Raw genomic sequence first — 23,506 nt, 5'->3', positions numbered from 1 at the left:
AAGGGCGATTAATTGCGCTATTATCGACAATAAGGGCGCCTTGCTCAATCATGTTTCGTAACGTTCAATTGTGCTCAATAAAAGTCAATAGTGAAGGGCGGGCGTAGCCTATTAATATATGTCTTATTTAAGATTATCGCTTATTCACATTATAACTAGGATGGTTTATGTTACATCTTCATCATTTAGCAAACTCACGCTCGTTTCGTATTTTATGGCTATTAGAAGAGCTTGGACTCGATTATAAATTGACCTGCTACGAGCGCAACAAGGCTTATCGCGCCCCAGACAGTTTAAAACAAGTACATCCGCTCGGTCATGCGCCCATATTAGAGGTAAACGATCGTGCGCTCGTCGAGTCGGGATTTATCATTGAGTACTTGCTTAAGCATTACGATAAAGAACGCCAATTCAAGCCTGCTGATGACAATGAAGCGGCATGGGATGCTTATACGTTTTGGCTACATTTTGCAGAAGCGTCACTCATGCCGCCATTGGTCATGCGTCTGGTCTTTACCAAAGTGGTTGAGCAATCGCCGATGCTGATCAAACCTGTGAGCAAAAGCATTCGCAATCAGGTGGAAAAAAGCATGATTAGCAAAAGTTTGGATACAATGCTGGCCATGATGGAGCAACATCTGCAAGATAATCATTGGTTTGCAGGCGCAGAGTTCAGTGCCGCGGATATTCAGATGCATCTTGCGGTCGTCGGTGCCAATGCGGGAGCAGGTTTAGATAGCAGTAAATATGCCAATATCTTAAACTGGCTAAAACGCTGTGAAGAGCGCGACGCCTTTAAACGTGCAGAAGAAAAAGGTGGGCGTTTAAAATTTTAGATGCAGCACACTTCATCATTAATAAATGACTGAATTCATATTAAAATAAAGGTTTTGTTTATTTATAGACAAAACCTTTTTTAGGATAAAAAATGACAGACTTAAATAAAACAAACAACCAGAAGACGGATGCTGGTGCGGTTACCGAACAACCCATTAATATGGCTGAAGGTCATAGCAATAACCAGCAAGTCTCTATCAAAGCGTGGTCACAAAAGCTGCTGGTAGTACTCCTATGTCTTGCGAGCTTTTATGGTGGCTGGAAATCCTATGAATCTAATATGGTCAATGAATGTACGGCCAATGGCGGTAAAATGATTGAGGGTCAAAGAACCATGCTATGCCAGTCTTTATAAAGTCGTCTTTATAAAAACATCACTATAAGAACGTCGCTATAAAAAGTATTTAGATAAAGAGTTTGCCTATGTTAAAGCTTACCTTTTTGGGCACCTCAGCGGGCGTGCCAACCAAGCAGCGTAATGTTACCGCATTAGCTGTTGAGTCTCTTAATCCCTATGCCTCAAACACCCAAAACACGACTCAATCTAAAAAATCACGGCCTTGGGTGTTGGTTGACTGCGGCGAAGGCACACAGCAGCAGCTCTTACATACTAAGTTATCTTTACATCAGCTCCAAGCAATTTGCATCACTCATGTGCATGGCGACCATTGTTATGGTCTGCCAGGGCTACTAGCGAGTACAGCAATGTCAGGTCGCCGTGAGCCGTTAATCATCGTTGCGCCAAAAGCAATCGCCACGTTGCTTGAAGCGGTAACTTTGACGACAGAGCTATATTTTCCATTTGTTATTAACTTTATGGCGATAGAAGATTTGCTCTCTGAATCAGATGAGGGAAATAAAACTCAAGTAACGATTACACTAGACAATCAGCATCAGCTGACGATAGGTATTTATCCTTTATCGCATCGCGTGGCCTCTTATGGCTTTGCCATCACCCAAACTATCAGCCGCCGTGCGCTGAATACTGATAAATTGACAGCCGATGGTATTCCAGCAAGCGCGCTGTGGGGCAAGCTGCAGCAAGGCGAAGATGTTGTGACCGAAGACGGACGCACGCTTTATTCAGCCGATTACGTCGATAATAACAGTCAGCGCACAAAGGTTATAGTGGCGGGCGATAACGATACGCCAGAGTGCCTAAGTGCTGCGGTAGTCGATGCCGATTTGTTGGTACATGAAGCCACGTATACTCATGAGGTGTTAAATAAGATTCAGGCAAAAAATCCAGACTTTGATCCGATGCACAGTAGCGCGCAATCGGTCGGTCAATTTGCCCAAGAAAACAGCGTTAAAAATTTAATTTTGACCCATTTTAGCGCCCGTTATCAAAGATTTGATAATCCTCATAGTGATACGCCCAATATGGCGCATATCCGCTTGGATGCCCAAAGTGCTTATCAAGGCAATCTATGGTTAGCCGCTGACTTTGATCAATATATGGTGAATGGCGCAGCTGACTTAGTAAGCGCAGAAGAGGGGAGCCGCGTACAGTATCTAGGCTCTGCACGCGACAATCATTCATGACTTATAGTCATATTTAAGATTGATTGTCCTCAGCTGCTAATTGCATTTGTCCTATCCAGTAACGGCTAAATTGATAGGCCACGCGCCCCGAGCGGCCACCGCGCTCTGATGCCCAGCGTAACGCCGCTGCTCTAATGACGTCAGGCAGCGTATTATTTTCCTCTGCATGATGATTACTTTCTTTAACGTCATTCGCATTATCTAGCTTGCGGTTTGGCGAAAGTGATAAATAATGGCGCACAATATGTAAATACGTGTTTTGATCCATCGGGTGAAAGGACAACCATAAGCCAAAGCGATCAGACAAGGAGACCGTTTCGTCAATGGTTTCATAAGGGTTGACCTCGTCAGTCTGACCGTTATAAATATTGACATTGTCTTTCATCAACTGCGGCAAAAGATGGCGACGATTACTGGTGGCATAGACGAGTAGCTTGTCTTGCTCGGAATCCAGTGCGCCGTCTAACACACTTTTTAGCGTCCGATAACTTTCATCTTGACCGTTAAACGCCAAGTCATCACAGTACACCACATAACGGCAATCACAGTCCGCTGGTAGCGCATTAATCGCAGCGCGTATCTTATCAAGCATCCGCAGGTCATCGCGAGCGATTTCGATAATACGTAGCCCTTCGCTATGATAGGCTTGTAGCAGTGCCCGAATCAGCGATGACTTGCCAGCGCCGCGTGTGCCTGTCATCAGGACGTGATTGGCAGGATAGCCCTTTAAAAACTGGCGCGTGTTTTGTACCAGTTTTGCCTTTTGCGTATCGATACCATGCAAGTCATCTAAACTTAAAAACAAATTCACTGCCAACGGCTCCAGGTGCCCTTGTTGACCGCCAACCCAACGATAAGCAAGCTGGGCAGGATCAATCTCGATAGTTGGCGTGACCTGCTCTTGCAAATACTGCTCAAGTAAATTTAATACATGGTCGGGTAGGGCGTAATTCATAACAGGCGTAGTAGATTGGGGCATAATACATAGTCGCTTATAATTTAGTTACTTATAATCATAAAAATGGCAGATTGCCTATTACATCTATCAAGTACATGCATCGAGGCAGCACTTATCATGAAAAATAGTGCCAGTAATCAAGCTGCAATTCAAGCAAAGCCAAAGCAAGACTTGGCAAAACAAACGTTGCAAACGGATGCGCAGCAAATTCTGCCTGTATTGACCATAGCATTCTTGGACTTGAAGTATAATAAGATAACACATCAGCGTATCAGTCAGCAGAGTGTCACTAATGTGCTTGAATATCAAGGTTTAACACGCGCCAAGCATCCCCAGTTTGGTGAGGCCATGATGAAATGGCAATTAAGTACCGATGCTCATCGATACGGATCTGATTTATCTTATGAGGCCGACGTTCTAAAATCTATCAATCAGTTCTCGAACCATCAGGGTAGATTTTCTTCTATCGCGCCGCCGCTATTAGCCAGTCATCATTTACAGCTACAAGTATTAAATAACAGTCAAACACTCACCATTGTTGTTATGCCAAATTATGCCAACGGCAGTGTCGCGCGCTATTTAAGGCAAAGCCTGACTGCCGAGCAAAAGCAGCAATTAATCATTCAAGCAGCAAAACTTATTGCCAATTTGCATCACATAGGTTGGCTGCATAATGATATTAAGCCGAGTAATATTTTGCTAGATGCTTTCGTGCCAAATCATAGGGCTATTGGCGGTATCGTACCTAATTTATTATTAACTGATTTTGCTTTGGCAGAACCCATTAATAATGGTATTACTCAAATAAATAAGAAAAATAGTACGGAAAATAATGCTGGCACGCCCGCTTACCTTGCCCCTGAACGCTGGCAAGGGCAAGGCGCAACGCTGCAAAGCGATATTTATGCGTTTGGGATAATGCTATATGAAATATTGGCAGGCGAGCGACCGTTTAAGATTGATAATCCGAGTGGTGCGCCGTTAAGAGAATGGGCGACTCAGCATTGCCAACAGCCAATTGCAACATTGCCGTTAGAGTATAGGCGCTATCAACGTATCATCAATAAAGCGTTGGCGAAGAGAATTGAAAAACGTTATCAAAGTATGGAAGAAATCGTGATGGATTTAGAAAGGTTATAATCATGAACGCTAAATGCTAGACACAAAAAAACCTGCTAAAAAGCAGGCTTTAATATTTGGTCTAAGATGTACTATCCGAAAATGGTGGGGCTGGAGAGACTCGAACTCTCACACCTTGCGGCGCCAGAACCTAAATCTGGTGCGTCTACCAATTCCGCCACAGCCCCATTTTCGTTACTCTATCATCAAAGGCAGTTAAATTCAAATGCCATCGAGATAGTTAACTGATTCGGTAGTGCGTCTCAGTGGTTGGCTATTATATAGAGTTTGAATCGTTTGGCAACCCCTATTTGCGATTTTTTTTAATTATTTAGCAATTATTTTCGATGTATTTCATAAAATACTGATATTTATAGGAATTTTTTATAATGATTTCTGGTTTTAATTTCAATTATTTTGCTCTGATGCGGTAATCTCTAATTGCTGTAATTTGCGGGTCAAAGTATTGCGCCCCCAACCCAGTAAGTTGGCGGCGGCTATCTTTTTACCGCCGCTATGATTGAGAGCAGCTTTAAGCAATACACGTTCAAACTCTGGCGTTGCGGTTTGTAAAATATCGGTTTCACCAGTTTGTAAAGACTGCTCAGCCCATATAGCCAACGCTTGCTGCCAGCTTTGCTTATCATTCGTTTGGGTCAGTTGACTGTTCTGGCTGTTTTGCATGTTTTGATGCACGTGATATGCCGCATTGCTTTGTTGCTCTACATTAGGGGTAATATTGTCTAGCAGCTCTGGCGGCAAATCCTCAATCATAACGATGTCGCCCGTGGTCATTACCGTCAGCCAAAGGCAAACGTTTTCAAGTTGACGCACATTACCGCGCCACGCAAAAGATTGCATCATCTGAAGCGTGGTAGGATGCAGCTGCTTTTCGGCGCTATTTAATTGGTTGGCGGCGCGCTGCATAAAGTAGTTTGCTAATGCAGGAATGTCTTCAGGGCGCGTCCGTAAGGGCGGCAAGGGCATACGAATCACATTAAGGCGATAAAATAAATCTTCACGAAATTTGCCTTGTTTGACCAATTCTTCTAAGTTTTGGTGGGTAGCGGCAATGATGCGTACATTGACTTTGACCGGCTGCTGTCCGCCGACGCGAAAAAACTCACCGTTGGCCAATACGCGCAGCAGTCGCGTCTGGGTACTGTATGGCATATCGCCGATTTCGTCTAAAAATAGCGTGCCGCCGTCCGCTTGCTCAAAACGACCTTGCCGCGTCGTCGTTGCGCCCGTAAAAGCGCCTTTTTCGTGACCAAACAATTCCGACTCAATCAAGTCATGCGGTATCGCTGCCATATTCAGCGCGATAAAAGGTTGCTGCGCTCTTGGAGAATGCGCATGAAGCGCGCCTGCCACCAGCTCTTTACCTGTGCCTGATTCACCAGTAATTAAAACGGTAATAGGAGAATGCGCTAAGCGTCCAATCGCGCGAAATACCGTTTGCATCGCTTGTGATTGACCGATGATACCGCTCGGATTGTTATTAATACCGCTACCTGTTGGGTTTTTAGGTTTAGGTTTAGATTTAAGTTCGGTGGTCGTTTTGGTTTCCTTTTTAGCTTTCTTGACAGTCTTTTGAGCAGGATCATCTGCATGACTTGCTATTACTAAATTCGGCTGATAATTAATGGCTTTATAAATTGTGGCAACCGCTTCATCTAAATCAAAGGGTTTAGGCAGATATTCAAACGCGCCAGTTTGATAGCTATTAATAGCAGAGCTTAGGTCGGAATGCGCGGTCATAATGACAATCGGTAGCGTAGGAAAATGCTGATGTACCCAATCACTAAATGACAGACCGTCCATCATTGGCATACGAATATCAGTCAATATCACATCTGGCAGTTGGTCAACTGATACGCGCTGTTGCAAGATATCGTTCAGGCGCGTCCACGCTGCTTGCGCTTGGGTAAAGCCAATAACCGTTAAGCCTGCCTCTTCAAAGGTATCTGCCAATACCAAGCGCAGCGCCGCATCATCATCGATAAGCCACAATGTCGCGGGAGTAGCAGCAGGATTATTGCCCACGGTGACCATAGGGATTTGCTCATTGCTCGTAAGGTATTTTGTGTCATTATACTGAGTCATGGGTTTCGCCTGATAAGCAGTGAGAAATGGAAAATGAATATAAAATCTTAGCCTTAACGGTCAGCGCTTGGCTGAGAAAAAGGCAGGTAGAGGGTAAAGCGGGTTTGATTGTGCTGATAATGACTTTTAAAACTGCCGCTAAAATCTTGCGCTTGCTTTGAGCTAACGTCAATCATACCATGATGGCGGCTGATGATATCTTGGACGATGGATAAACCTAGACCTGTACCAGCTGCGCGGTTGGTCACCATCGGGAAAAATATCTGACCGATTAATGCGTCGTCTATCCCTGAGCCGTTGTCGGTAATGGTGATTTGCAAGACTTGTTTGTGCTGCAAGCTACCGATGGTATGCTGAAAAACAACCCGCGTTTGGATATGCAGCTTAGGTTGATAGTTATCATTAATATCAGAGTGTTTCTGCGCAATAGCTGATGGAAAGTTGCCAAACGTGGCTGGCGTATTTTGTTGCAGCGTTTGCTCAAACTCAGTCATCGATTCACATGCATTATTCATCAGGTTTAAAAACACTTGGATTAATTGATCTTTATCCGCGCATAACTCGGGTAACGATAAATCATAATCACGTTGTAGCATCACGTCTGGATATTGATGAATGATTAAAGCCAAAACGTGCTCTAGCGGTTCATGGATATTGAGCATTTGCCAATTTGGCAATTGATGAGAGCCAAGAAGCTGCCCAATCAACTGGGTCAGACGATCGGTTTCTGAGATGATAATATCGGTATAACTCCGCAGCTTTGTCGCATTCTTTGTCAGGTTATTTTCATCCGCTACATTCAAATTTTCATTCACAATAGCAGAAAATTCATTAAACTTAATAAATTGCCGCTGTAATAATTGCGCCGCCCCGCGAATACCTGCCAATGGATTTTTAATTTCATGGGCGACCGAGCGTAACATATGACGGGCGACGCTATATTGCTGCTGCTGGCGCTGTTCTTCTGAAATACGACTTTGCCGGTCTTTGCCCCATATCTCTATAATAAAATAAGACTGCTGCTCATCGCTAACGGGCGTCACGCTATAATCCACAGATAACGTCAGTCCGCCGTTTAGCTGGGTGTGTATAAGGTGATCATGATCAATAAACGGCTGTTGATAGTGTTTTGCTTGACTAAAACGCTCCGTCAAAGAGTAAGTTTTGTCTTCTCGATTATTATTCCTAATAAGACTGTCTTTCAACGTCAACTCATCGGGCGCAAGCAGGGTCAAGATTGATTGACCTCGCAAACGTCCGCTGCTAATGGCAAGCAGCTGCTCGGCTTGCGCATTTAGCCACCTAATGGTCAGCGCTTCATCAACGCATAAAATAGCGGTAAATAAATGCTGTAATATAAACGTCGAATCTGGGTTCGGTTTGGCAATGGACAAATCAGCCGTCATGGATAATGCCTAAAATTAAGCGATACTGGGGATAATATTTAACCATAAATCAACACACTAGCGCGGCAAAACTGGCGATTATCACAAAAAAAACGTACAATGCGCACAGCCAATTTATCTCTAGCAAGGTCAGCCATGCCCAACACTTCTACCGAGTCGCTTAATACGACTGTTACCACCTCATCAATTTCTACATCGTCAGCTTCTGCCTCATCAGCTTCTATGCCAAAAAACACTGCCACTATTTTTAATCCTGCAAAGCCAAATATAGCGCAAGAAAGCAGTCAGGCAGATGTCAGTCAAGCAAACACTAACCAGCCTTACCACCATAAAGCCAATCACAATCAAAACCGTAGTATTGAGCAAAGTAGCGATGTGACGTTAGCCAATTCAGCGACGATTGATGCGCCCGTGAACGCTGCGCCAAAGATTGGCTTTGTATCGCTTGGTTGTCCAAAGGCGCTGGTCGATAGTGAGCGCATTATCACCGAGCTTAGTCGTGACGGTTATCAAGTTGCCAGCGACTATGAAGGCGCAGACTTGGTTGTGGTTAATACTTGCGGTTTTATTGAGTCAGCCGTGCAAGAATCCTTGGACGCCATCGGTGAAGCGATTAGCAAAAACGGTAAAGTGATTGTCACCGGCTGCTTGGGTAAAGAGGCCGATAAAATCCGTGCCATGCACCCAGCTGTGCTATCGGTTACCGGTGCGCATGCTTATGATGAGGTAATTACTGCCGTCTCGCAGCATGTGCCCAAACCCAAGCGCGATATAGATAGCAACTATGATCCAAAGATAGATTTGATTAATGAGGCGGGGATTAAATTGACCCCCAGTCATTATGCGTACCTTAAAATATCAGAAGGCTGCAACCATCGCTGTACTTTTTGCATCATTCCAAGTTTGCGTGGCGATTTGGTTTCGCGGCCGATTGATAGCGTGATGAATGAAGCAATGGCGCTGAAAAACGCTGGCGTGAAAGAGCTGCTGATTATCTCACAAGATACGTCTGCTTATGGGCTGGATTTAAAATATAAAACCAGCTTTTGGAATGGCATGCCGCTAAAGTCGAAATTTTATGACTTATGCCAAGCGTTAAATGATTTGGGTATTTGGGTACGCCTGCACTATGTTTATCCTTATCCGCATGTCGATAAAGTGGTTGAGCTGATGGGCGAGAAAAAACTACTGCCTTATCTTGATATTCCATTCCAACATGCTAGCCACAGTATTTTAAAAGCGATGAAACGTCCGGCGCATAGCGAAAATACTTTGGCGCGTATCAAAGCGTGGCGTGAGATTTGCCCTGATATTGTTATTCGTTCAACCTTCGTCGTTGGTTTCCCAGGCGAGACCGAAGAAGATTTTCAGTGCTTGCTTGATTGGCTGGTCGAGGCGCGCCTTGATCGCGTCGGTGCTTTTACGTATTCAGAAGTCGAAGGTGCGGTCGCCAATGATTTGCCAAATCATGTACCTGAAGACGTTAAGCAAGAACGCTATGAGCGTTTGATGACACTACAGCAAGAGATTTCGGCACAAAAGCTGCAAGAAAAAGTCGGTAAAACCTTGATGGTATTGGTCGATGAGATTGATGATGAAGAAGGCATCGCGATTTGTCGTAGTTATGCTGATGCACCTGAGATTGACGGTCACGTCTATGTCGATGATATCACCGCGCAAGTCAAAGTTGGACAGTTCCTAACCGTCACGATCGATGACGCCAGCGAATATGATTTGTTTGCCAGTTATAAAGGTTAGAGAGCCACAACGATAACCGAGTGAAAGTTGCCCAATCGTGGGCAGTTTTTGCTACAATTAGCGCAATTTGGCTTTTTACCTATTTGACATCGTTTTTGGCGCTTATTATGCCATTTAGGATAATTTGAAAGGGTAAGCTAAAGTCCAATGCAATTTGTGTTTTACCGCTTATTTTCATTATAATTTCATGCTAACAAGGTGACCTCATGTCTGACAAAAACCCGCGTTACTCTCGTATCTTGCTAAAACTTTCTGGTGAAGCCTTAGCTGGTGGCAAAGAGATGGGGATTGATACCGAAGTGCTCGATAAGATGAGCTTGTCTATCGCCCACTTACGCGGACTTGGAGTACAAGTCGGTATCGTCGTCGGCGGTGGTAACTTGTATCGCGGTGCCCAGTTGCAACAAGAAGGCTTGGTCGGCCGTGTCACTGGTGACCAAATGGGCATGCTAGCCACTGTGATGAATGGTCTGGCCATGCGTGATGCCCTCGAGCGCCGTAATATTAAAACGCGTTTGATGTCAGCATTGCCAATTGGCGAAGTCACTGAAAGCTATAGTAGCCGTAATGCCATTCGTTATCTTAAAAATGGCGAAGTGTGTATTTTTGTCGCGGGCACGGGCAATCCGTTCTTTACCACTGATACCGCCGCTTGCCTGCGTGGTATCGAAATCGAGGCGGGCTTAATTTTAAAAGCCACCAAAGTAGATGGCGTTTACGATAAAGACCCAAGCCTCCATGCGGATGCCAAAAAATATGACGGTTTAACCTTTGATGAAGTGCTCGAGCAAAAACTTGGCGTCATGGATTTAACAGCGATTGCTTTATGCCGCGAGCATAACGTCCCACTACAAGTATTTGATATGACCAAGCCTAATGCGCTATTAAACGTCATTATGGGCGAAAATGAAGGCACGCGCGTTTATCATTAAGCGCTCGCTTATTTTATAGATGACTAAATGATTATATGAATAAAGATCATTGATGTTGTAAGCATCAATCGTTGCATAAGATTTATACCTAACAACTTTATACCTAACAATAATGAGTGATTTATCGATAGCGATAAATAAGGATACATGATGATTAAAGAGATTAAGCAAGACGGCGAAGCACGCATGCAAAAAACCTTAGAAGCGCTTGAGACGACTTTTAGCAAAGTACGTACTGGTCGCGCGCACCCAGGTATGCTATCTGGCGTGATGGTTAGCTACTACGGCGCCGATACGCCATTGAATCAAGTTGCCAGCGTCAACGTCGAAGACTCACGCACCTTACTGGTACAGCCATTTGAGCGTAGCATGGTGCAAGCGATTGATAAAGCCATTCGCGAAGCAGATTTGGGCTTAAACCCGATGACCGCTGACGTCATTCGTGTACCGATGCCAGCGTTGACCGAAGACACACGCCGCGATATGCAAAAACTTGCGCGCAGTGAAGCAGAAAATAGCCGCGTGTCTATCCGTAATATCCGCCGCGATATGATGAATGACATCAAGGAGTTGGCAAAAGAAAAAGAAATCTCAGAAGATGACGAGCGCCGCGCCAGTGATGATATCCAAAAAATCACTGACAAATATATTGAAACCATTGATAGCCGCTTGAGCAAAAAAGAAAGCGACTTGATGGAAGTATAGGCGATAGGCAACCGTCTTTTTTTTTGATTAAAAACGGCACCTTAGCATTATCTTTTCTCTAAAAACAGTCAGTGTTAAATAAATACTGACTGTTTATTGCCGTATAAGAAATTAAGCCATTCTTAAGTAATTGTTTTGTTAAAAACTCTTTATGAAAGCGTTTTCTGCTGAGTTTAGGTTTTTCATAAGTCATTTGCTAAATGTGCAATATTTTTCTTAACAGGCGATAACGCGCGTCACATTACTTTACCCAAACCACAAGCAAGTCAGCCTATGTCTATTTCAGATGCTTCAACTCCCGCTCTTCTCCCGCGGCATATCGCCGTCATTATGGATGGCAATAATCGTTACGGTAAAATCAATCATTTAGGCAAAGGTCAGGGGCATATCGCTGGCAAAGATGCGCTAGACCCTATTGTCGAATATTGCGTTAGCACGGGCATTGAAGTCTTAACCGTTTTTGCCTTTTCTAGTGAGAATTGGCAACGTCCACCGAGCGAGGTGGCATTATTGATGCATTTGCTGAGCTTAACGATTAATGAGCAATTACCGCGCATGCAAAAATATCGCATTCGCTTGCGCTTTATTGGTGATCGCAGTCAGCTTAGTGAAGATTTGCAAGCATTGATGGTAGATGCGGAGACAAAAACCGCTGACTTTGAAGCGATGACCTTGGTAATCGCTATTAGCTACGGTGGTCAGTGGGATATTGCCCATGCTGCTAAGCAGTTGGCGCAGCAAGTCGAAGCGGGCAAGTTGCGCGCAGAAGACATTAATAAAGAGATGCTTGGCGGATATGTGCAATTAGCAGATGCGCCAGCGGTTGATATGTTGATACGCACGGGCGGCGAATACCGTTTGTCAAACTTCCTATTATGGCAATCTGCTTATGCGGAGCTGTTTTTTACCCAAACCCTGTGGCCCGATTTTAAAGTAGCCGAGCTTGCTGCAATGATAACAGAGTTTGCTCAGCGCCAACGCCGCTTTGGCAAAACCAGCGAGCAAGTAGTCATAGAGCAGCAGACTTCTTAAAATAATTTTAGCCAATAAGCGCTGTAGAAATAATTGCTTAAGTCGTCCGCGAGGTTTGAATTACACTTGTTTGGTCTATAATAAGCTGCTTTAATTAGCGTTAATCCTGTTTAATGGGCTATTATAGAGCGCTGTTATGCTAGATTTGACCAAACATTTTTCGTTATATAAGGCTCGATAAGTATGTGGCAACGAATTAAGACGGCAATTGTTCTCGTTATTATCGTTGGTATTGCAATGTTTGCGAGCCAAACGCCTATTTTATTTGCACCGCTGCTAGCGATTGGTGTCATTATCGCCGCCCACGAGTGGACCAAACTGATGCCAAAATGGCAGCAGCCTACGTTGTTTGTGTTGTTGGTTTTGGCATTGACCATCGTCTCGCTGATGTTTAAAGTCACCTGGCTGTTTTGGTGGGTGGCATCACTAGTTATCTGGCTGATGGCACTGTCTTGGGTTCGAGTCTTTCCTACTCATATCAACTGGTACGGTAAAAAAATGGCTTGGATGGGCGCTATTATATTAACCGCTGCCATTACCGCTATGTTCTACTTATGGCAACTGTCTGCATGGTGGCTGCTGTATGTGTTTTTATTGGTATGGTGTGCCGATAGTGGTGCTTACTTTGTTGGGCGTAAGCTCGGTCGCCGTAAGATGGCGCCAAACGTCTCTCCCAATAAAAGCATGGAAGGGCTAGCAGGTGGCTTGGTCACAGGTTTGCTCGTGGTTATTGTCATTAGCGTCTTTAAACTACAGTTGACTGGTCTACCGTTAGTCGCTTTTGTAGCATTGTCAGCACTGACGATTTTGGCTTCTGTACTCGGCGATTTGTTTGAGTCTATGCTCAAACGCCGCGCTGACGTCAAAGACTCTGGCACCATTTTGCCAGGGCATGGCGGGGTACTTGACCGCATTGATTCGTTATTATCTGCTACTCCGATATTTGCGCTTGGCTTTTGGGCGCTACAGCAGCTCGGTTTAATGGTCGTATAGCAATAACTAGTTTAAGAATAAAAAATCTAAAAATAAAAAACTATCAGGCTAAAAATATAAAATAGGTAGGGCTTACATATTTGGTAGCGACTAGGCTGCCTCTTATTAGGTTTTATACCTTATATTTATTGTCTTTATTTCTCATTTAATTTCACCGTATTATAGGCATAGATGGTTATGACCCAACGCATCGCCGTACTAGGCGCGACAGGCTCGATAGGCGATAGCACGTTAGCAATTTTGGCGGCACAACCACAGAACTACGACGTTTATGCCTTATCAGGCTACCACCGTTTAGATAAATTATTCGCGCTTTGCCAACAGTTTTTGCCAAAACGCGTCAGTGTGCCGACAGCAGCGGTCGATGATTTCGCTCAGCGTCTTAGTGCCGCTGGTTTAAATATCGACGTGGTCGGCGGTGCTTCAGGGTTGGTCGATATTGCGACTGATCCGCAAACCGATACCGTCGTCGCTGCTATCGTAGGCGCAGCCGGTCTGCCTTCTACTTTGGCAGCAGCGCGTGCAGGCAAGCGTATTTTATTGGCGAATAAAGAAGCATTGGTCATGGCAGGAAAGGTAATGATTAATGCGGTTAAAACGCATCACGCGACTTTGTTGCCCTTAGATTCAGAACACAATGCGATTTTCCAGTGTTTACCCTTTGCGATTCAACAAGACAGTAGCCAAATTCATCAGCCAAACCATGGCGTTCGTAAGCTTTGGTTGACCGCGTCTGGCGGGCCTTTTTTGCAGCAGTCATTTGCGCAAATGCAGCAAGCTAGCGTCGCTGAAGCGGTTAAACATCCCAATTGGTCAATGGGACAAAAGATATCGGTTGACTCAGCAACGATGATGAATAAAGGGCTTGAGCTCATCGAAGCTTGTCATTTATTTGATTTAACGGAGGATAAGATAAATGTGGTGATTCATCCACAAAGTATCATCCACTCAATGGTAGAATATAGTGATGGTAGCTTTTTGGCGCAGCTTGGCAGCCCTGATATGAAGACGCCTATTGCCCATGCCCTCAGTTACCCTGCCCGTATCGATAGTGGCTCGCAGCCATTAGATTTATTTGCATTAAGTGGTTTAGAGTTTATTGAGCCTGATTTGCAAAAATTTGCCTGTTTGCGTTTGGCAAGGCAAGCGATGCAAGCGGGTACGCAGGCCACGATTGTACTAAATGCGGCCAATGAGATTGCAGTTGCCGCATTTTTAAATGGGCAGATTCGTCTGACTGATATTGCCGATATTAATGCGCAAGCACTAGATGAGATACAAGTAGCGGTATTAAATGAGACTGCCGATATTGAAGATATTTTAGCGATTGATAACATAGCGCGTCAGCATACTGATACGTTAGTGGCAAAGTTGGCATGAATCTATAAAAATTCAGTCATTTGATAAACGATGTTAAAAGAGCATATTGAGAAAAGATCATGACGTTTTTATTAACGCTACTTGCGGCAATATTTGTCTTAGGTCCACTCATCGCCTTACATGAGTGGGGCCATTACATCGTGGCGCGTCTGTGCGGCGTTAAAGTACTGACGTACTCTATTGGCTTTGGTCCGAAACTCTTTGGTTGGACCAGTAAAAAAAGTGGCATCGATTATCGTATCTCGGCACTGCCGCTTGGTGGCTACGTCAAAATGCTTGATGAGCGTGAAGGTGAGGTAGCAGCAGACGAGCTACATCTAGCGTTTAATCGTCAGCATCCGCTCAAAAAGATTGCGGTGGTTGCCGCAGGTCCTATTATGAATTTTGTCATCGCTATTGCATTATTTTGGGTGTTATTTATGACCCCATCAGAGCAATTGGCAACAAAGATAGGGCAAGTGCTGCCCGATACCCCAGCAGCGATGGCACAGTTACCTGTGGGCGATAAAATTGTCGCTATTGATGGTCATGAGGTGCAGACGTGGGAAGGTATTAACTATCGCCTTGCTGGGCGTATGGGTGAGACGGACAATGTCAGTGTCACCTTACAATCTGATGCAAAAGGTAGTAACGCCACCAAAACCTATCAAGCACCGATTAAAGAGTTTATGCAAGGCGATGCCCAAGGCAAAGATGCGTTATCAAGCTTCGGCATGATACCGTGGCAACCAAACATCACACCAATCGTTGGCAATTTAACGCCCGATGGCGCTGCCAGCCGTCAAGGCCTACAGGTTGGTGACCGCATTACGGCTATTAATGGTAAAGAGATTACCGACTGGATTAGCGCCACGCGTATCATTCGCGACAATCCTGAAACTTTGCTTAATTTCACTGTATTACGTGATAGCAAACAAGTTCAGTTATCCATCATGCCGCAAGGTAAAAAAGACAATTTAGGTAACGATTACGGGCAAATTGGTGCTATGGTGGCAGAGTCTGAAATTGTCATTCCTGACGCCTACAAAACCACCGTTGTCTACGACCCTGGTGAGTCATTGATTAAGTCGTTTGAGAAGACGGAGCAGTTAGCCGTCATGACGGTCAGCTCAATGGGAAAGATGCTGTCTGGTATGATAGGTTTGGAGAATTTATCAGGTCCGATTACCATTGCGAAAGTCGCCAAACAAAGCTTTGATATTAGCTGGCAAATGGTATTATCGACAGCAGCGTTGATCAGTTTGAGCCTTGCGGTTTTGAATCTTTTGCCCATTCCAGTATTAGATGGTGGACATATTGTCTACTATCTTATTGAGCTGATACGCGGTAAACCTCTGTCTGAAGGCGTGCAAATGGTTGGTCTAAATATCGGTTTACTCTTGCTGGCAGGTTTCATGGTGTTAGCAATTGGTAATGATATCAGTCGGCTATTTTGATAAATAATGCGGCGGTTTATTAACTAAAGCATGATGGTTTAATGCTTGCATGCTACTACAGCGCAGGCAGTTCATGTAATACGGCGCTTGTTTTCTATTACCGCTACTGTACTAATTTTATTTTTTAGTTTATTTTATGATGCGTTTTATATAAAGTGTCCTGAGTCTGCCGTGCTGAAGTTTTTCGACTTTATGCGAAATGGGCTAGACAACACGTGCTTTTTACCTTAACTTAAGCAAGTTTTTTATTGACGGATAGTGTTTATGCGTACGCCTTTATTTATGAGCGCGGCTGGGTTGCCGTTAGTTGTAGCAATGATGAGTATGCCGGTGCAGGCTGCAGAATTTGTGGTCACTGATATCGGCTTTAATGGTCTACAACGCCTAACTCCTGATAGTCTCTATCCAGTTTTGCCGATTTCGGTGGGTGATACGGTTAATGATAGTCGTTTGGCCGCCAGTATTAAGGCACTATATGCGACTGAAAACTTCGCTGATATTCAAAGTCGTGTTGAAGGCGGCAAGTTGCGCTTTGATGTCGTCGAGCGTCCTATCATCGCTGAAGTCAACTTTGAAGGCAATAAACTTATCCCAAAAGAAGGGCTTGAGCAAGGGCTTGGTAACGCTGGTTTGTCTGTGGGTGATGTGCTAAAGCAAGCGACCTTGCAAGGTGTTGCCAACGAGCTACAACAGCAATATATTAGTCAAGGTTATTACAATAGCAATATCGAAGTCGATCAGACATTATTAGATGGTAATCGCGTCAAGCTTGATGTGCGCTTTATCGAAGGTAAACCCGCCAAAGTCGTCGATATCAATATCATTGGTAATAAGCACTTTAGTGATGAGCAGATTAAAGACGTTTTTGCGGTAAAAGAGTCGTCGTGGACGCGCTTATTATCTAAGTCTGATCGCTATGCTAAAGAAAAGCTGGCGGCCAGTCTAGAAAGTTTAAAAGCACTTTATCAAAACGATGGTTATGTACGTTTTTCTGTCGATAATGCGGTTCTTAATATTAGCGAAGATAAAAGCAATGTGTTTATCGAAGTTAGTCTTAGCGAAGGCGAGCAGTATCAATTTGGCGAGGTGAACTTCTTAGGTAAACCAACCTTTGATAACGCTGAGCTAAAAGAGCTGGTCACGTTTGCGCCCGATGAAAAATATTCACAAGCCAAACTGGATGCGACCACTGCTGCACTGAAGAGCCGTTATGGTAATGAAGGATATTATCTCGCACAAATCAGACCAGTACCGCGTATCAATGATGAGACCAAAGTGGTCGATATTGACTATTATATCGATCCTGCGCGTCCTATTTATGTGCGCCGTATCAACTTTACGGGTAACTTAAAAACCCAAGATGAAGTGCTGCGCCGTGAAATGCGTCAGTTAGAAGGTACACTGGCCTCTAATGATAAAATTCAGCTATCGCGTACTCGTTTGATGCGTACCGGTTTCTTTAAGGCGGTCAACGTTGATGTGAAGCCTGTGCCAAACCAGCCAGATCAAGTTGATGTCAGCTATACGGTCGAAGAGCAGCCTTCTGGCAGCTCAACGATTGCTGCTGGTTACTCGCAAAGTGGCGGTGTGACCTTCCAGTTGGATTTAACCCAAAATAACTTTATGGGTACGGGTAACCGCGTGAAAGCAGCGCTATCACGTTCTGAAACGCGTGATTCTTACAGTTTAGGTTATACCGATCCGTACTTTACCGAAAACGGTGTGTCGCAAGGTGTCAGCGCATATTATCGCGAAACCAAATACGACGACAGAAACGTTAGTAACTATGTCACTGACGCTTATGGTGCCACGCTCAACTACAGCTATCCTGTTGATGAAACCAAACGTGTGAGCGCAGGCTTAAACGTTGATAAGACCACCGTACGTGCTGGTAGCCGTCTTGGCGTCTCAAACGTGCAGCAGATTATTGATGGTGGTGGTTCATTCGAAAAATTTATCAATGATGATAATGAATTCTCGGGTCGCACCGGCTTTAAAAACGATTATCAGACCTATAACTTATTACTAGGCTGGGATTACAGTACGCTAGATCGCCCCGTATTCCCCAATAAAGGCATGAGCCATACCATCGATGCAACCATTGGCTTTGGCGATGAAAGTTATCAAAAACTTGTTTATCGTGGCAATATCTACTATCCGATTTATAAAGATTGGGTGGCGCGTGGTTATACCAAGCTTGGCTACGGTAATGATTTGCCATTTTATGAAAACTTCTACGCTGGGGGTTATGGTTCAGTACGTGGCTATGAAGCCTCAACACTTGGACCTAAATCTGAAAGTTACTACAATGCGATTAATGGTACTACAGAAAATAAAGACGAGGAAATTGGTGGTAATGCGCTAGTCACTTTTGGTACCGAACTGATTTTACCGATGCCATTTAAAGGCGATTGGGCAGACCAAGTACGTCCAGTACTGTTTGCCGAAGGTGGTCAAGTATTTGATACCACAGATAAAGAAGATCGTACCTTTATTGATCCAGATACGACAAATCCAGATAGAGATACCGGTGTTCCACTATTAACTCAAGATAATAAATTCCGCTTTAGTGCGGGTTTAGGTGTCACTTGGTATACGCCAATTGGTCCGATCTCGCTCAGTTATGCTGTGCCTATCGGTGACAAAGAAGGCGATGAGACTGAAAAAGTTCAGTTCCAAATCGGTAATACTTTTTAGTCCGATAAAGTTAAATGCAGCGGTTTAATTGTTTTTGTTTATTTATGCAGCTAAGTAAACTAGTCCGCAGTTAAAAATTAATAGGTCGCCAAGCTGATATCTCAACTTGGCGACCCACTTATTCATATCAATACTAATTTTAATTATACCAATAGCAACTATGATAACGATTGAGCAACTTATCACTCGCATTGAGCAGCGTCAGCCTGTTCTTAACAAGGACGACCTTAGCGCTGAGCAGTTGTGTCTAAAATTAGAGGGTATTGGTAATTTAACCACCGCCAATTTGAAGCAATTAAGCTTTTTGGCCAACCCACATTATCTGCCTAGTCTGGCAACCAGTCAGGCGGGGGCTGTGTTAACTACCTCAGAGCATCAAGGCAAAGTGGCACAGAATACGGTTGCCTTAATCGTTGCCGCGCCTTATTTGGCTTATGCCAGTGCCAGTCAACTATTTGCCCGTACGGCCTTGTTTAAAGGTATTCATCCGAGTGCTGTGATAGCGGAAAGCGCTGTTATTGGCAACCAAGTGACTGTTGGGCCTTTTTGTATGATTGGCGAAGGCGTACAAATTGGTGATCGCAGTGTGCTCGATGCGCACGTGGTCATTGAGGCGAACAGCAGTATTGGTACCGATTGTGTGCTCAAGTCACAAGTGGTCATCGGGCATGATTGTGTGCTTGGTAATCGTGTAAGATTGCATGCTGGCGTTAGCATAGGGTCAGAAGGCTTCGGCTTTGCACCTACGAGTAATCCTAGTGTTACCGGCTGGGAGCGTATTGCTCAATTAGGACGCGTGGTAATTGGCGATGATGTACGTATAGGTAGCCAAACCTGTATCGATCGTGGTGCAATTGACGATACGGTGATTGGCAATCATGTTATTATTGACAATCTTGTACAAGTTGCCCATAACGTCCGTATCGGTGATGGTACTGCCATCGCAGCGCAAACTGGCATTGCCGGTAGTACCACTATTGGCAAGCGCTGTATTATCGGCGGTGCTGTTGGCATTACTGGTCATATTGAGATTGCGGATGATGTTACCTTATCTGGCATGACTATGGTAACCAAATCTATTACCAAGGCTGGCTCATATTCTTCTGGAACAGCGGCCATGCCAACCGCCAATTGGCGCCGTGCGGCGGTACGTTTTCGCCAGCTTGGTCGCGATTAGCCTAGCGCGATTAATGCATGACAATGAATGCTTAATGAATAAGACATTCAATTATTTATAAAATTTAAAAACACAGCAATGCTTAAACACAAAGCACTGCTTAGTATATAGCAAGGAAGCGCCATTATGAGTACGACTGTTATTGATAGCCCAAGTGATGAAGACATCAAAAGCTTAGCAGAACAAGGCTTAACACTGCCATTAACCTATCATACATTGAAGCACTATCTGCCGCATCGTTATCCGTTTTTGCTGGTAGATAAAGTCATATCGTGCAGCCCTGGCGAATGCATTACAGCGATCAAAAACGTGACCATTAATGAAGAGTTTTTTAATGGACACTTTCCCGATCAGCCCATCATGCCGGGTGTATTGATGGTAGAGTCGATGGCGCAAGTATCGGGCGTCCTTGGGTTTATCAGTGCCGGATTGACGGCAGAAGATGGTTATTTGTATTTGTTTGCAGGGGTGGATAAAGTGCGCTTTAAACGCCGTGTTATCCCTGGTGACCAGCTGATTATCCGTGCAAAAACCGTGATGCAAAAGCAGGGTATTTATAAGTTTGATTGTACCGTCCATGTCGAAGATGAGCTTGCTGCTAGTGCCCAAATTATGATTGCCCGTCAGGGACAATAAAATACGATGAACGCTAACGTATGGCAAGTTTATAAGATTGGCTAAATCTTTCGCCTTTAGATAATTGTTAGTAGAAATCTAGAAATTTATCTCGGTATTTTACCTAGATTGCCACTTTTAAAAATCGTTATGCTTTTAGGCGTCGTTGTCTTTTTAACCAGTTTTAACCAGAACCAGTATCAGGTTGATTATTTACCCTAAGCTTGCTTTACTTGTTTTACCATTTATTCGCATCAGATGATACAAAGGTCCATATTATGAGTCAGATTCATCCAACAGCACTCATCTCACCGTCCGCTAACATTGATGAGACTGCCATCATTGGTCCTTATTGTATTGTCGGTGATGAAGTTTCTATTGGCGCCCATACGGTTTTGCATCGGCACGTGGTCGTAGCAAGACTGACGCGTATTGGGCAGTACAATCAGTTTTATCAATTCGCCAGTATTGGGGAAGACCCGCAGGATTTGAAATACGCTGGCGAACGTACGTGGCTTGAGATTGGCGATCATAATACCATTCGCGAGGCTTGTAGCTTGCACCGTGGCACTGAGCAAGACGGCGGCTTAACGAAGATTGGCAGTCACAATCTTTTGATGGTCAATACCCATGTGGCCCATGATTGCTTAATCGGCGATCATAATGTATTGGCTAATAATGTCGGGGTGGCAGGGCATGTGACTATCGGTAATCATACAATTATTGGCGGCAACTCAGGTATTCATCAGTTTTGTACCATTGATGATTACAGTTTGGTTGGCGGCGCCAGCCTAATTTTAAAAGACGTCGCTGCTTTTACCATGGTTTCAGGTAATCCTGCTAAAGCCCACGGGCTAAATGTCGAAGGTATGCGCCGTAAAGACTGGTCTAAAGAGACGATTGATGTATTGCGCCAAGCGTATCGTGTTATCTACCGATCAGGTCTAACAACGGCTCAAGCGCTTGAGATTTTAAAAACAGAGCTATTACCAACAGAGCCAAAAATCGCCCTGCTAATAGATTCGCTACAAAAAAGCCGCCGCGGTGTGGTTCGCTAAACATAGTTTTACTAATTATAAAAATACTGTGATAGCTCGATTTTCAAAATAATATACTTTGACAAATTATCTCGATAAATATAAAAAGCCATAACTATTAGTTATGGCTTTTTATATTTATCGCTACTTGACTTTTTTGGTCGCTTAGCAGAAACTGGGCGTTTACGATATTGTAAACAATTCTTTCATAATGTTGCTAAGTGCGTCACATTGACAAGCTGGTTAAATGAGTCTCAGTCATTAAGAGCGATTTATGATAATCAAGGAAGATTATAAGCAACAGTAATTGAAGCACGAGGAAGGCAAAATGGCTATTAATAAACAAGAACATGCTCAGTGGAGCTCAAGTTTTGGCTTCGTACTAGCAGCAGTAGGATCGGCAGTTGGTTTAGGAAATATTTGGAAGTTCCCTTATATGGTTGGGGAGAGTGGTGGTTCCGCTTTTGTTATCGCCTATTTATTTTGTCTTGCTCTGATTGGTTTTCCAATTTTGGTTGCAGAATGGCTGATTGGTCGCCGTGGGCAAAAAAACCCTATCAATACGTTTTCTGATGTCGCCGCAAGCGAAGGTAAATCACGCAGTTGGGGTATTGTCGGTGCGACTGGTATTTTAGGTGGCTTTTTAATCTTATCGTTTTATAGTGTCATCGGTGGTTGGGCGCTTAATTACATCACCAAAGTTGGCTCAGGCAGCTTTGCCGGACAAGACGGTGACTCTGTAGCGGCAACCTTTGATGCGATGTTGGCGTCAGCTGGCACCTTGACAATTTGGCATACGGTTTTCATGGCAATCACCGCTTTAATCGTCGGTGTTGGTGTCACCAAAGGTATTGAGAACACGGCCAAAGTGCTTATGCCTTTACTGGGTGTGATTTTATTCGTGATTGTTGGTTACAACGTCATGAACGGCGGTTTTGGCGAAGCGGTGAACTACCTGTTTGCGCCAGACCTTAGTAAGTTAAATGGCGATGTGATGCTAGCGGCGCTTGGTCATGCTTTCTTTACCTTATCTATCGGTATGGGCATCATGGTTGCTTATGGCTCTTATTTGGGTCGTGATGTCAATCTATTAAGCACGGCGCGTACCGTTGTTATTCTAGACACTGTCATTGCTTTAGCCGCTGGTTTGGCTATTTTCCCAATTATCTTTAACAACGGTCTTGATCCTGCTTCTGGTCCTGGTCTTATCTTTGTCAGTTTGCCTATTGCTTTTGGTAGTATGGGCGCCGGTGCCATCATTGGTACTTTATTCTTCTTATTGATTACCTTTGCCGCTGTGACGTCATCAATCTCACTGCTTGAGCCAACGGTTGAGCTGTTAGAAGAGCGTACGCCAATGAGCCGTACGGTATCGACCATCGTCGCCAGTATCGCGGTTTGGTTATTAGGTATCGCAGCTTTGTTGTCATTTAATCTATGGAGCGACTTTACCATCATGGGTAATGGTATTTTTGATGCTTTGGACAAATTAACCAGTAAATTCATGTTACCTTTAACCGGTCTTGCCGCGATTATCTTTGTCGGTTGGAAAATGGATCAGCGTAGCATTCAGCAAGAGCTTGGATTGTCTAATGGCACCTGGCAATTATGGCAAATCATTGCTAAATTTGTCGCGCCTATTGCTGTACTGATTGTCTTCGTGACCACTTTGATGAGCTAATAGATTAACTATGATTAATACGTACTTATAATTCTAGGCGGTATTGATTATTAGCTAATAAAAAGGGCTTAAGATTAATCTTAAGCCCTTTT

General features: G+C 44.1%; 19 protein-coding genes and 1 tRNA gene. 16 read left to right on the top strand and 4 right to left on the bottom strand.

All coding sequences use genetic code 11. The annotated features are described in order from the left end of the window. Nucleotides 1-167 precede the first annotated feature (167 nt). From RAH45_RS09300 to RAH45_RS09290, 3 genes are all read left to right on the top strand, one after another. Nucleotides 168-836, top strand: a complete 669-nt coding sequence (locus RAH45_RS09300) for a glutathione S-transferase (protein ID WP_068404592.1) — start codon at nt 168-170, stop codon at nt 834-836. A gap of 92 nt (nt 837-928) precedes the next feature. Then, nucleotides 929-1,192: a hypothetical protein gene (locus RAH45_RS09295; protein WP_068404591.1), complete on the top strand. Its 264-nt coding sequence runs from the start codon at nt 929-931 to the stop codon at nt 1,190-1,192. Nucleotides 1,193-1,260: 68 nt separating this feature from the next. Next, a complete protein-coding gene (locus RAH45_RS09290; RefSeq protein ID WP_306495205.1) occupies nt 1,261-2,382 on the top strand; it encodes a ribonuclease Z in 1,122 nt (373 codons plus the stop codon). A gap of 13 nt (nt 2,383-2,395) precedes the next feature. On the opposite strand, the gene RAH45_RS09285 is transcribed toward RAH45_RS09290, so the two are convergent. After that, the gene (locus RAH45_RS09285) at nt 2,396-3,361 is read right to left on the bottom strand and encodes an ATP-binding protein (RefSeq protein WP_082894271.1); all 966 of its coding nucleotides are present in this window, start codon (nt 3,359-3,361) and stop codon (nt 2,396-2,398) included. Between the two features lie 96 nt (nt 3,362-3,457). Between RAH45_RS09285 and RAH45_RS09280 the strand changes: the two genes are divergently transcribed. After that, on the top strand, nt 3,458-4,480 hold the full coding sequence (locus RAH45_RS09280) for a serine/threonine-protein kinase (RefSeq protein ID WP_068404586.1): 1,023 nt from the start codon (nt 3,458-3,460) through the stop codon (nt 4,478-4,480). 82 nt (nt 4,481-4,562) lie between these two features. Here RAH45_RS09280 and RAH45_RS09275 read toward each other — a convergent pair. The 3 genes from RAH45_RS09275 to RAH45_RS09265 all read right to left on the bottom strand — a co-directional run bounded on the left by RAH45_RS09275 (nt 4,563) and on the right by RAH45_RS09265 (nt 7,971). Then, nucleotides 4,563-4,647, bottom strand: a tRNA-Leu gene (locus RAH45_RS09275). A gap of 220 nt (nt 4,648-4,867) precedes the next feature. Beyond that, nucleotides 4,868-6,514, bottom strand: coding sequence for a sigma 54-interacting transcriptional regulator (locus RAH45_RS09270; protein WP_068404582.1), 1,647 nt, complete (start codon nt 6,512-6,514; stop codon nt 4,868-4,870). Between the two features lie 104 nt (nt 6,515-6,618). After that, entirely contained in the window at nt 6,619-7,971 is a 1,353-nt protein-coding gene (locus RAH45_RS09265) for a two-component system sensor histidine kinase NtrB (RefSeq protein WP_191689711.1), read from the bottom strand. Nucleotides 7,972-8,106: 135 nt separating this feature from the next. Between RAH45_RS09265 and rimO the strand changes: the two genes are divergently transcribed. From rimO to RAH45_RS09205, 12 genes are all read left to right on the top strand, one after another. Beyond that, nucleotides 8,107-9,729 carry a 30S ribosomal protein S12 methylthiotransferase RimO gene (rimO, locus tag RAH45_RS09260; RefSeq protein ID WP_068404578.1) on the top strand — a complete coding sequence of 541 codons (1,623 nt, stop codon included), beginning with the start codon at nt 8,107-8,109 and terminating at the stop codon, nt 9,727-9,729. A 206-nt stretch (nt 9,730-9,935) separates the two neighbouring features. Beyond that, a complete protein-coding gene (gene pyrH / locus RAH45_RS09255; protein ID WP_068404576.1) occupies nt 9,936-10,661 on the top strand; it encodes a UMP kinase in 726 nt (241 codons plus the stop codon). A gap of 150 nt (nt 10,662-10,811) precedes the next feature. Continuing rightward, nucleotides 10,812-11,366, top strand: coding sequence for a ribosome recycling factor (gene frr / locus RAH45_RS09250; RefSeq protein ID WP_068404574.1), 555 nt, complete (start codon nt 10,812-10,814; stop codon nt 11,364-11,366). Nucleotides 11,367-11,639: 273 nt separating this feature from the next. Beyond that, complete coding sequence (uppS, locus tag RAH45_RS09245; RefSeq protein ID WP_306495204.1) at nt 11,640-12,398, top strand: polyprenyl diphosphate synthase; 759 nt, start codon at nt 11,640-11,642, stop codon at nt 12,396-12,398. A 183-nt stretch (nt 12,399-12,581) separates the two neighbouring features. Then, the gene (locus tag RAH45_RS09240; protein ID WP_193032367.1) at nt 12,582-13,391 is read left to right on the top strand and encodes a phosphatidate cytidylyltransferase; all 810 of its coding nucleotides are present in this window, start codon (nt 12,582-12,584) and stop codon (nt 13,389-13,391) included. A 171-nt stretch (nt 13,392-13,562) separates the two neighbouring features. Further along, a complete protein-coding gene (gene ispC, locus RAH45_RS09235) occupies nt 13,563-14,771 on the top strand; it encodes a 1-deoxy-D-xylulose-5-phosphate reductoisomerase (RefSeq protein ID WP_193032366.1) in 1,209 nt (402 codons plus the stop codon). A gap of 59 nt (nt 14,772-14,830) precedes the next feature. Next, nucleotides 14,831-16,207 carry an RIP metalloprotease RseP gene (rseP, locus tag RAH45_RS09230; protein WP_306495203.1) on the top strand — a complete coding sequence of 459 codons (1,377 nt, stop codon included), beginning with the start codon at nt 14,831-14,833 and terminating at the stop codon, nt 16,205-16,207. A 264-nt stretch (nt 16,208-16,471) separates the two neighbouring features. Further along, a complete protein-coding gene (gene bamA, locus RAH45_RS09225) occupies nt 16,472-18,904 on the top strand; it encodes an outer membrane protein assembly factor BamA (protein WP_193032364.1) in 2,433 nt (810 codons plus the stop codon). 160 nt (nt 18,905-19,064) lie between these two features. Continuing rightward, nucleotides 19,065-20,081, top strand: a complete 1,017-nt coding sequence (lpxD, locus tag RAH45_RS09220) for a UDP-3-O-(3-hydroxymyristoyl)glucosamine N-acyltransferase (RefSeq protein WP_193032363.1) — start codon at nt 19,065-19,067, stop codon at nt 20,079-20,081. Between the two features lie 126 nt (nt 20,082-20,207). Further along, nucleotides 20,208-20,717 carry a 3-hydroxyacyl-ACP dehydratase FabZ gene (fabZ, locus tag RAH45_RS09215; RefSeq protein ID WP_193032362.1) on the top strand — a complete coding sequence of 170 codons (510 nt, stop codon included), beginning with the start codon at nt 20,208-20,210 and terminating at the stop codon, nt 20,715-20,717. Between the two features lie 257 nt (nt 20,718-20,974). Then, nucleotides 20,975-21,754 (top strand): acyl-ACP--UDP-N-acetylglucosamine O-acyltransferase, encoded by a 780-nt coding sequence (lpxA, locus tag RAH45_RS09210; RefSeq protein ID WP_068404561.1) that lies wholly within the window; start codon nt 20,975-20,977, stop codon nt 21,752-21,754. Nucleotides 21,755-22,061: 307 nt separating this feature from the next. Then, nucleotides 22,062-23,414 (top strand): sodium-dependent transporter, encoded by a 1,353-nt coding sequence (locus tag RAH45_RS09205; protein ID WP_068404559.1) that lies wholly within the window; start codon nt 22,062-22,064, stop codon nt 23,412-23,414. The last annotated feature ends 92 nt before the right edge of the window (nt 23,415-23,506 follow it).

Origin of the sequence: Psychrobacter sp. van23A (assembly GCF_030845275.1) — a bacterium.
Lineage (GTDB): Bacteria > Pseudomonadota > Gammaproteobacteria > Pseudomonadales > Moraxellaceae > Psychrobacter > Psychrobacter faecalis.
The sequence above is the reverse complement of the archived record's forward strand: the minus strand, read 5'-3'. Positions and strand labels throughout refer to the sequence as shown.

Bases quoted from the DNA above. Each gene is read 5' to 3' on its own strand.
- RAH45_RS09300 (WP_068404592.1), top strand. From the start codon at position 168: ATGTTACATCTTCATCATTTAGCAAACTCACGCTCGTTTCGTATTTTA.
- RAH45_RS09295 (WP_068404591.1), top strand. From the start codon at position 929: ATGACAGACTTAAATAAAACAAACAACCAGAAGACGGATGCTGGTGCG.
- RAH45_RS09290 (WP_306495205.1), top strand. From the start codon at position 1,261: ATGTTAAAGCTTACCTTTTTGGGCACCTCAGCGGGCGTGCCAACCAAG.
- RAH45_RS09285 (WP_082894271.1), bottom strand. From the start codon at position 3,361: ATGCCCCAATCTACTACGCCTGTTATGAATTACGCCCTACCCGACCAT.
- RAH45_RS09280 (WP_068404586.1), top strand. From the start codon at position 3,458: ATGAAAAATAGTGCCAGTAATCAAGCTGCAATTCAAGCAAAGCCAAAG.
- RAH45_RS09270 (WP_068404582.1), bottom strand. From the start codon at position 6,514: ATGGTCACCGTGGGCAATAATCCTGCTGCTACTCCCGCGACATTGTGG.
- RAH45_RS09265 (WP_191689711.1), bottom strand. From the start codon at position 7,971: ATGACGGCTGATTTGTCCATTGCCAAACCGAACCCAGATTCGACGTTT.
- rimO (WP_068404578.1), top strand. From the start codon at position 8,107: ATGCCCAACACTTCTACCGAGTCGCTTAATACGACTGTTACCACCTCA.
- pyrH (WP_068404576.1), top strand. From the start codon at position 9,936: ATGTCTGACAAAAACCCGCGTTACTCTCGTATCTTGCTAAAACTTTCT.
- frr (WP_068404574.1), top strand. From the start codon at position 10,812: ATGATTAAAGAGATTAAGCAAGACGGCGAAGCACGCATGCAAAAAACC.
- uppS (WP_306495204.1), top strand. From the start codon at position 11,640: ATGTCTATTTCAGATGCTTCAACTCCCGCTCTTCTCCCGCGGCATATC.
- RAH45_RS09240 (WP_193032367.1), top strand. From the start codon at position 12,582: ATGTGGCAACGAATTAAGACGGCAATTGTTCTCGTTATTATCGTTGGT.
- ispC (WP_193032366.1), top strand. From the start codon at position 13,563: ATGGTTATGACCCAACGCATCGCCGTACTAGGCGCGACAGGCTCGATA.
- rseP (WP_306495203.1), top strand. From the start codon at position 14,831: ATGACGTTTTTATTAACGCTACTTGCGGCAATATTTGTCTTAGGTCCA.
- bamA (WP_193032364.1), top strand. From the start codon at position 16,472: ATGCGTACGCCTTTATTTATGAGCGCGGCTGGGTTGCCGTTAGTTGTA.
- lpxD (WP_193032363.1), top strand. From the start codon at position 19,065: ATGATAACGATTGAGCAACTTATCACTCGCATTGAGCAGCGTCAGCCT.
- fabZ (WP_193032362.1), top strand. From the start codon at position 20,208: ATGAGTACGACTGTTATTGATAGCCCAAGTGATGAAGACATCAAAAGC.
- lpxA (WP_068404561.1), top strand. From the start codon at position 20,975: ATGAGTCAGATTCATCCAACAGCACTCATCTCACCGTCCGCTAACATT.
- RAH45_RS09205 (WP_068404559.1), top strand. From the start codon at position 22,062: ATGGCTATTAATAAACAAGAACATGCTCAGTGGAGCTCAAGTTTTGGC.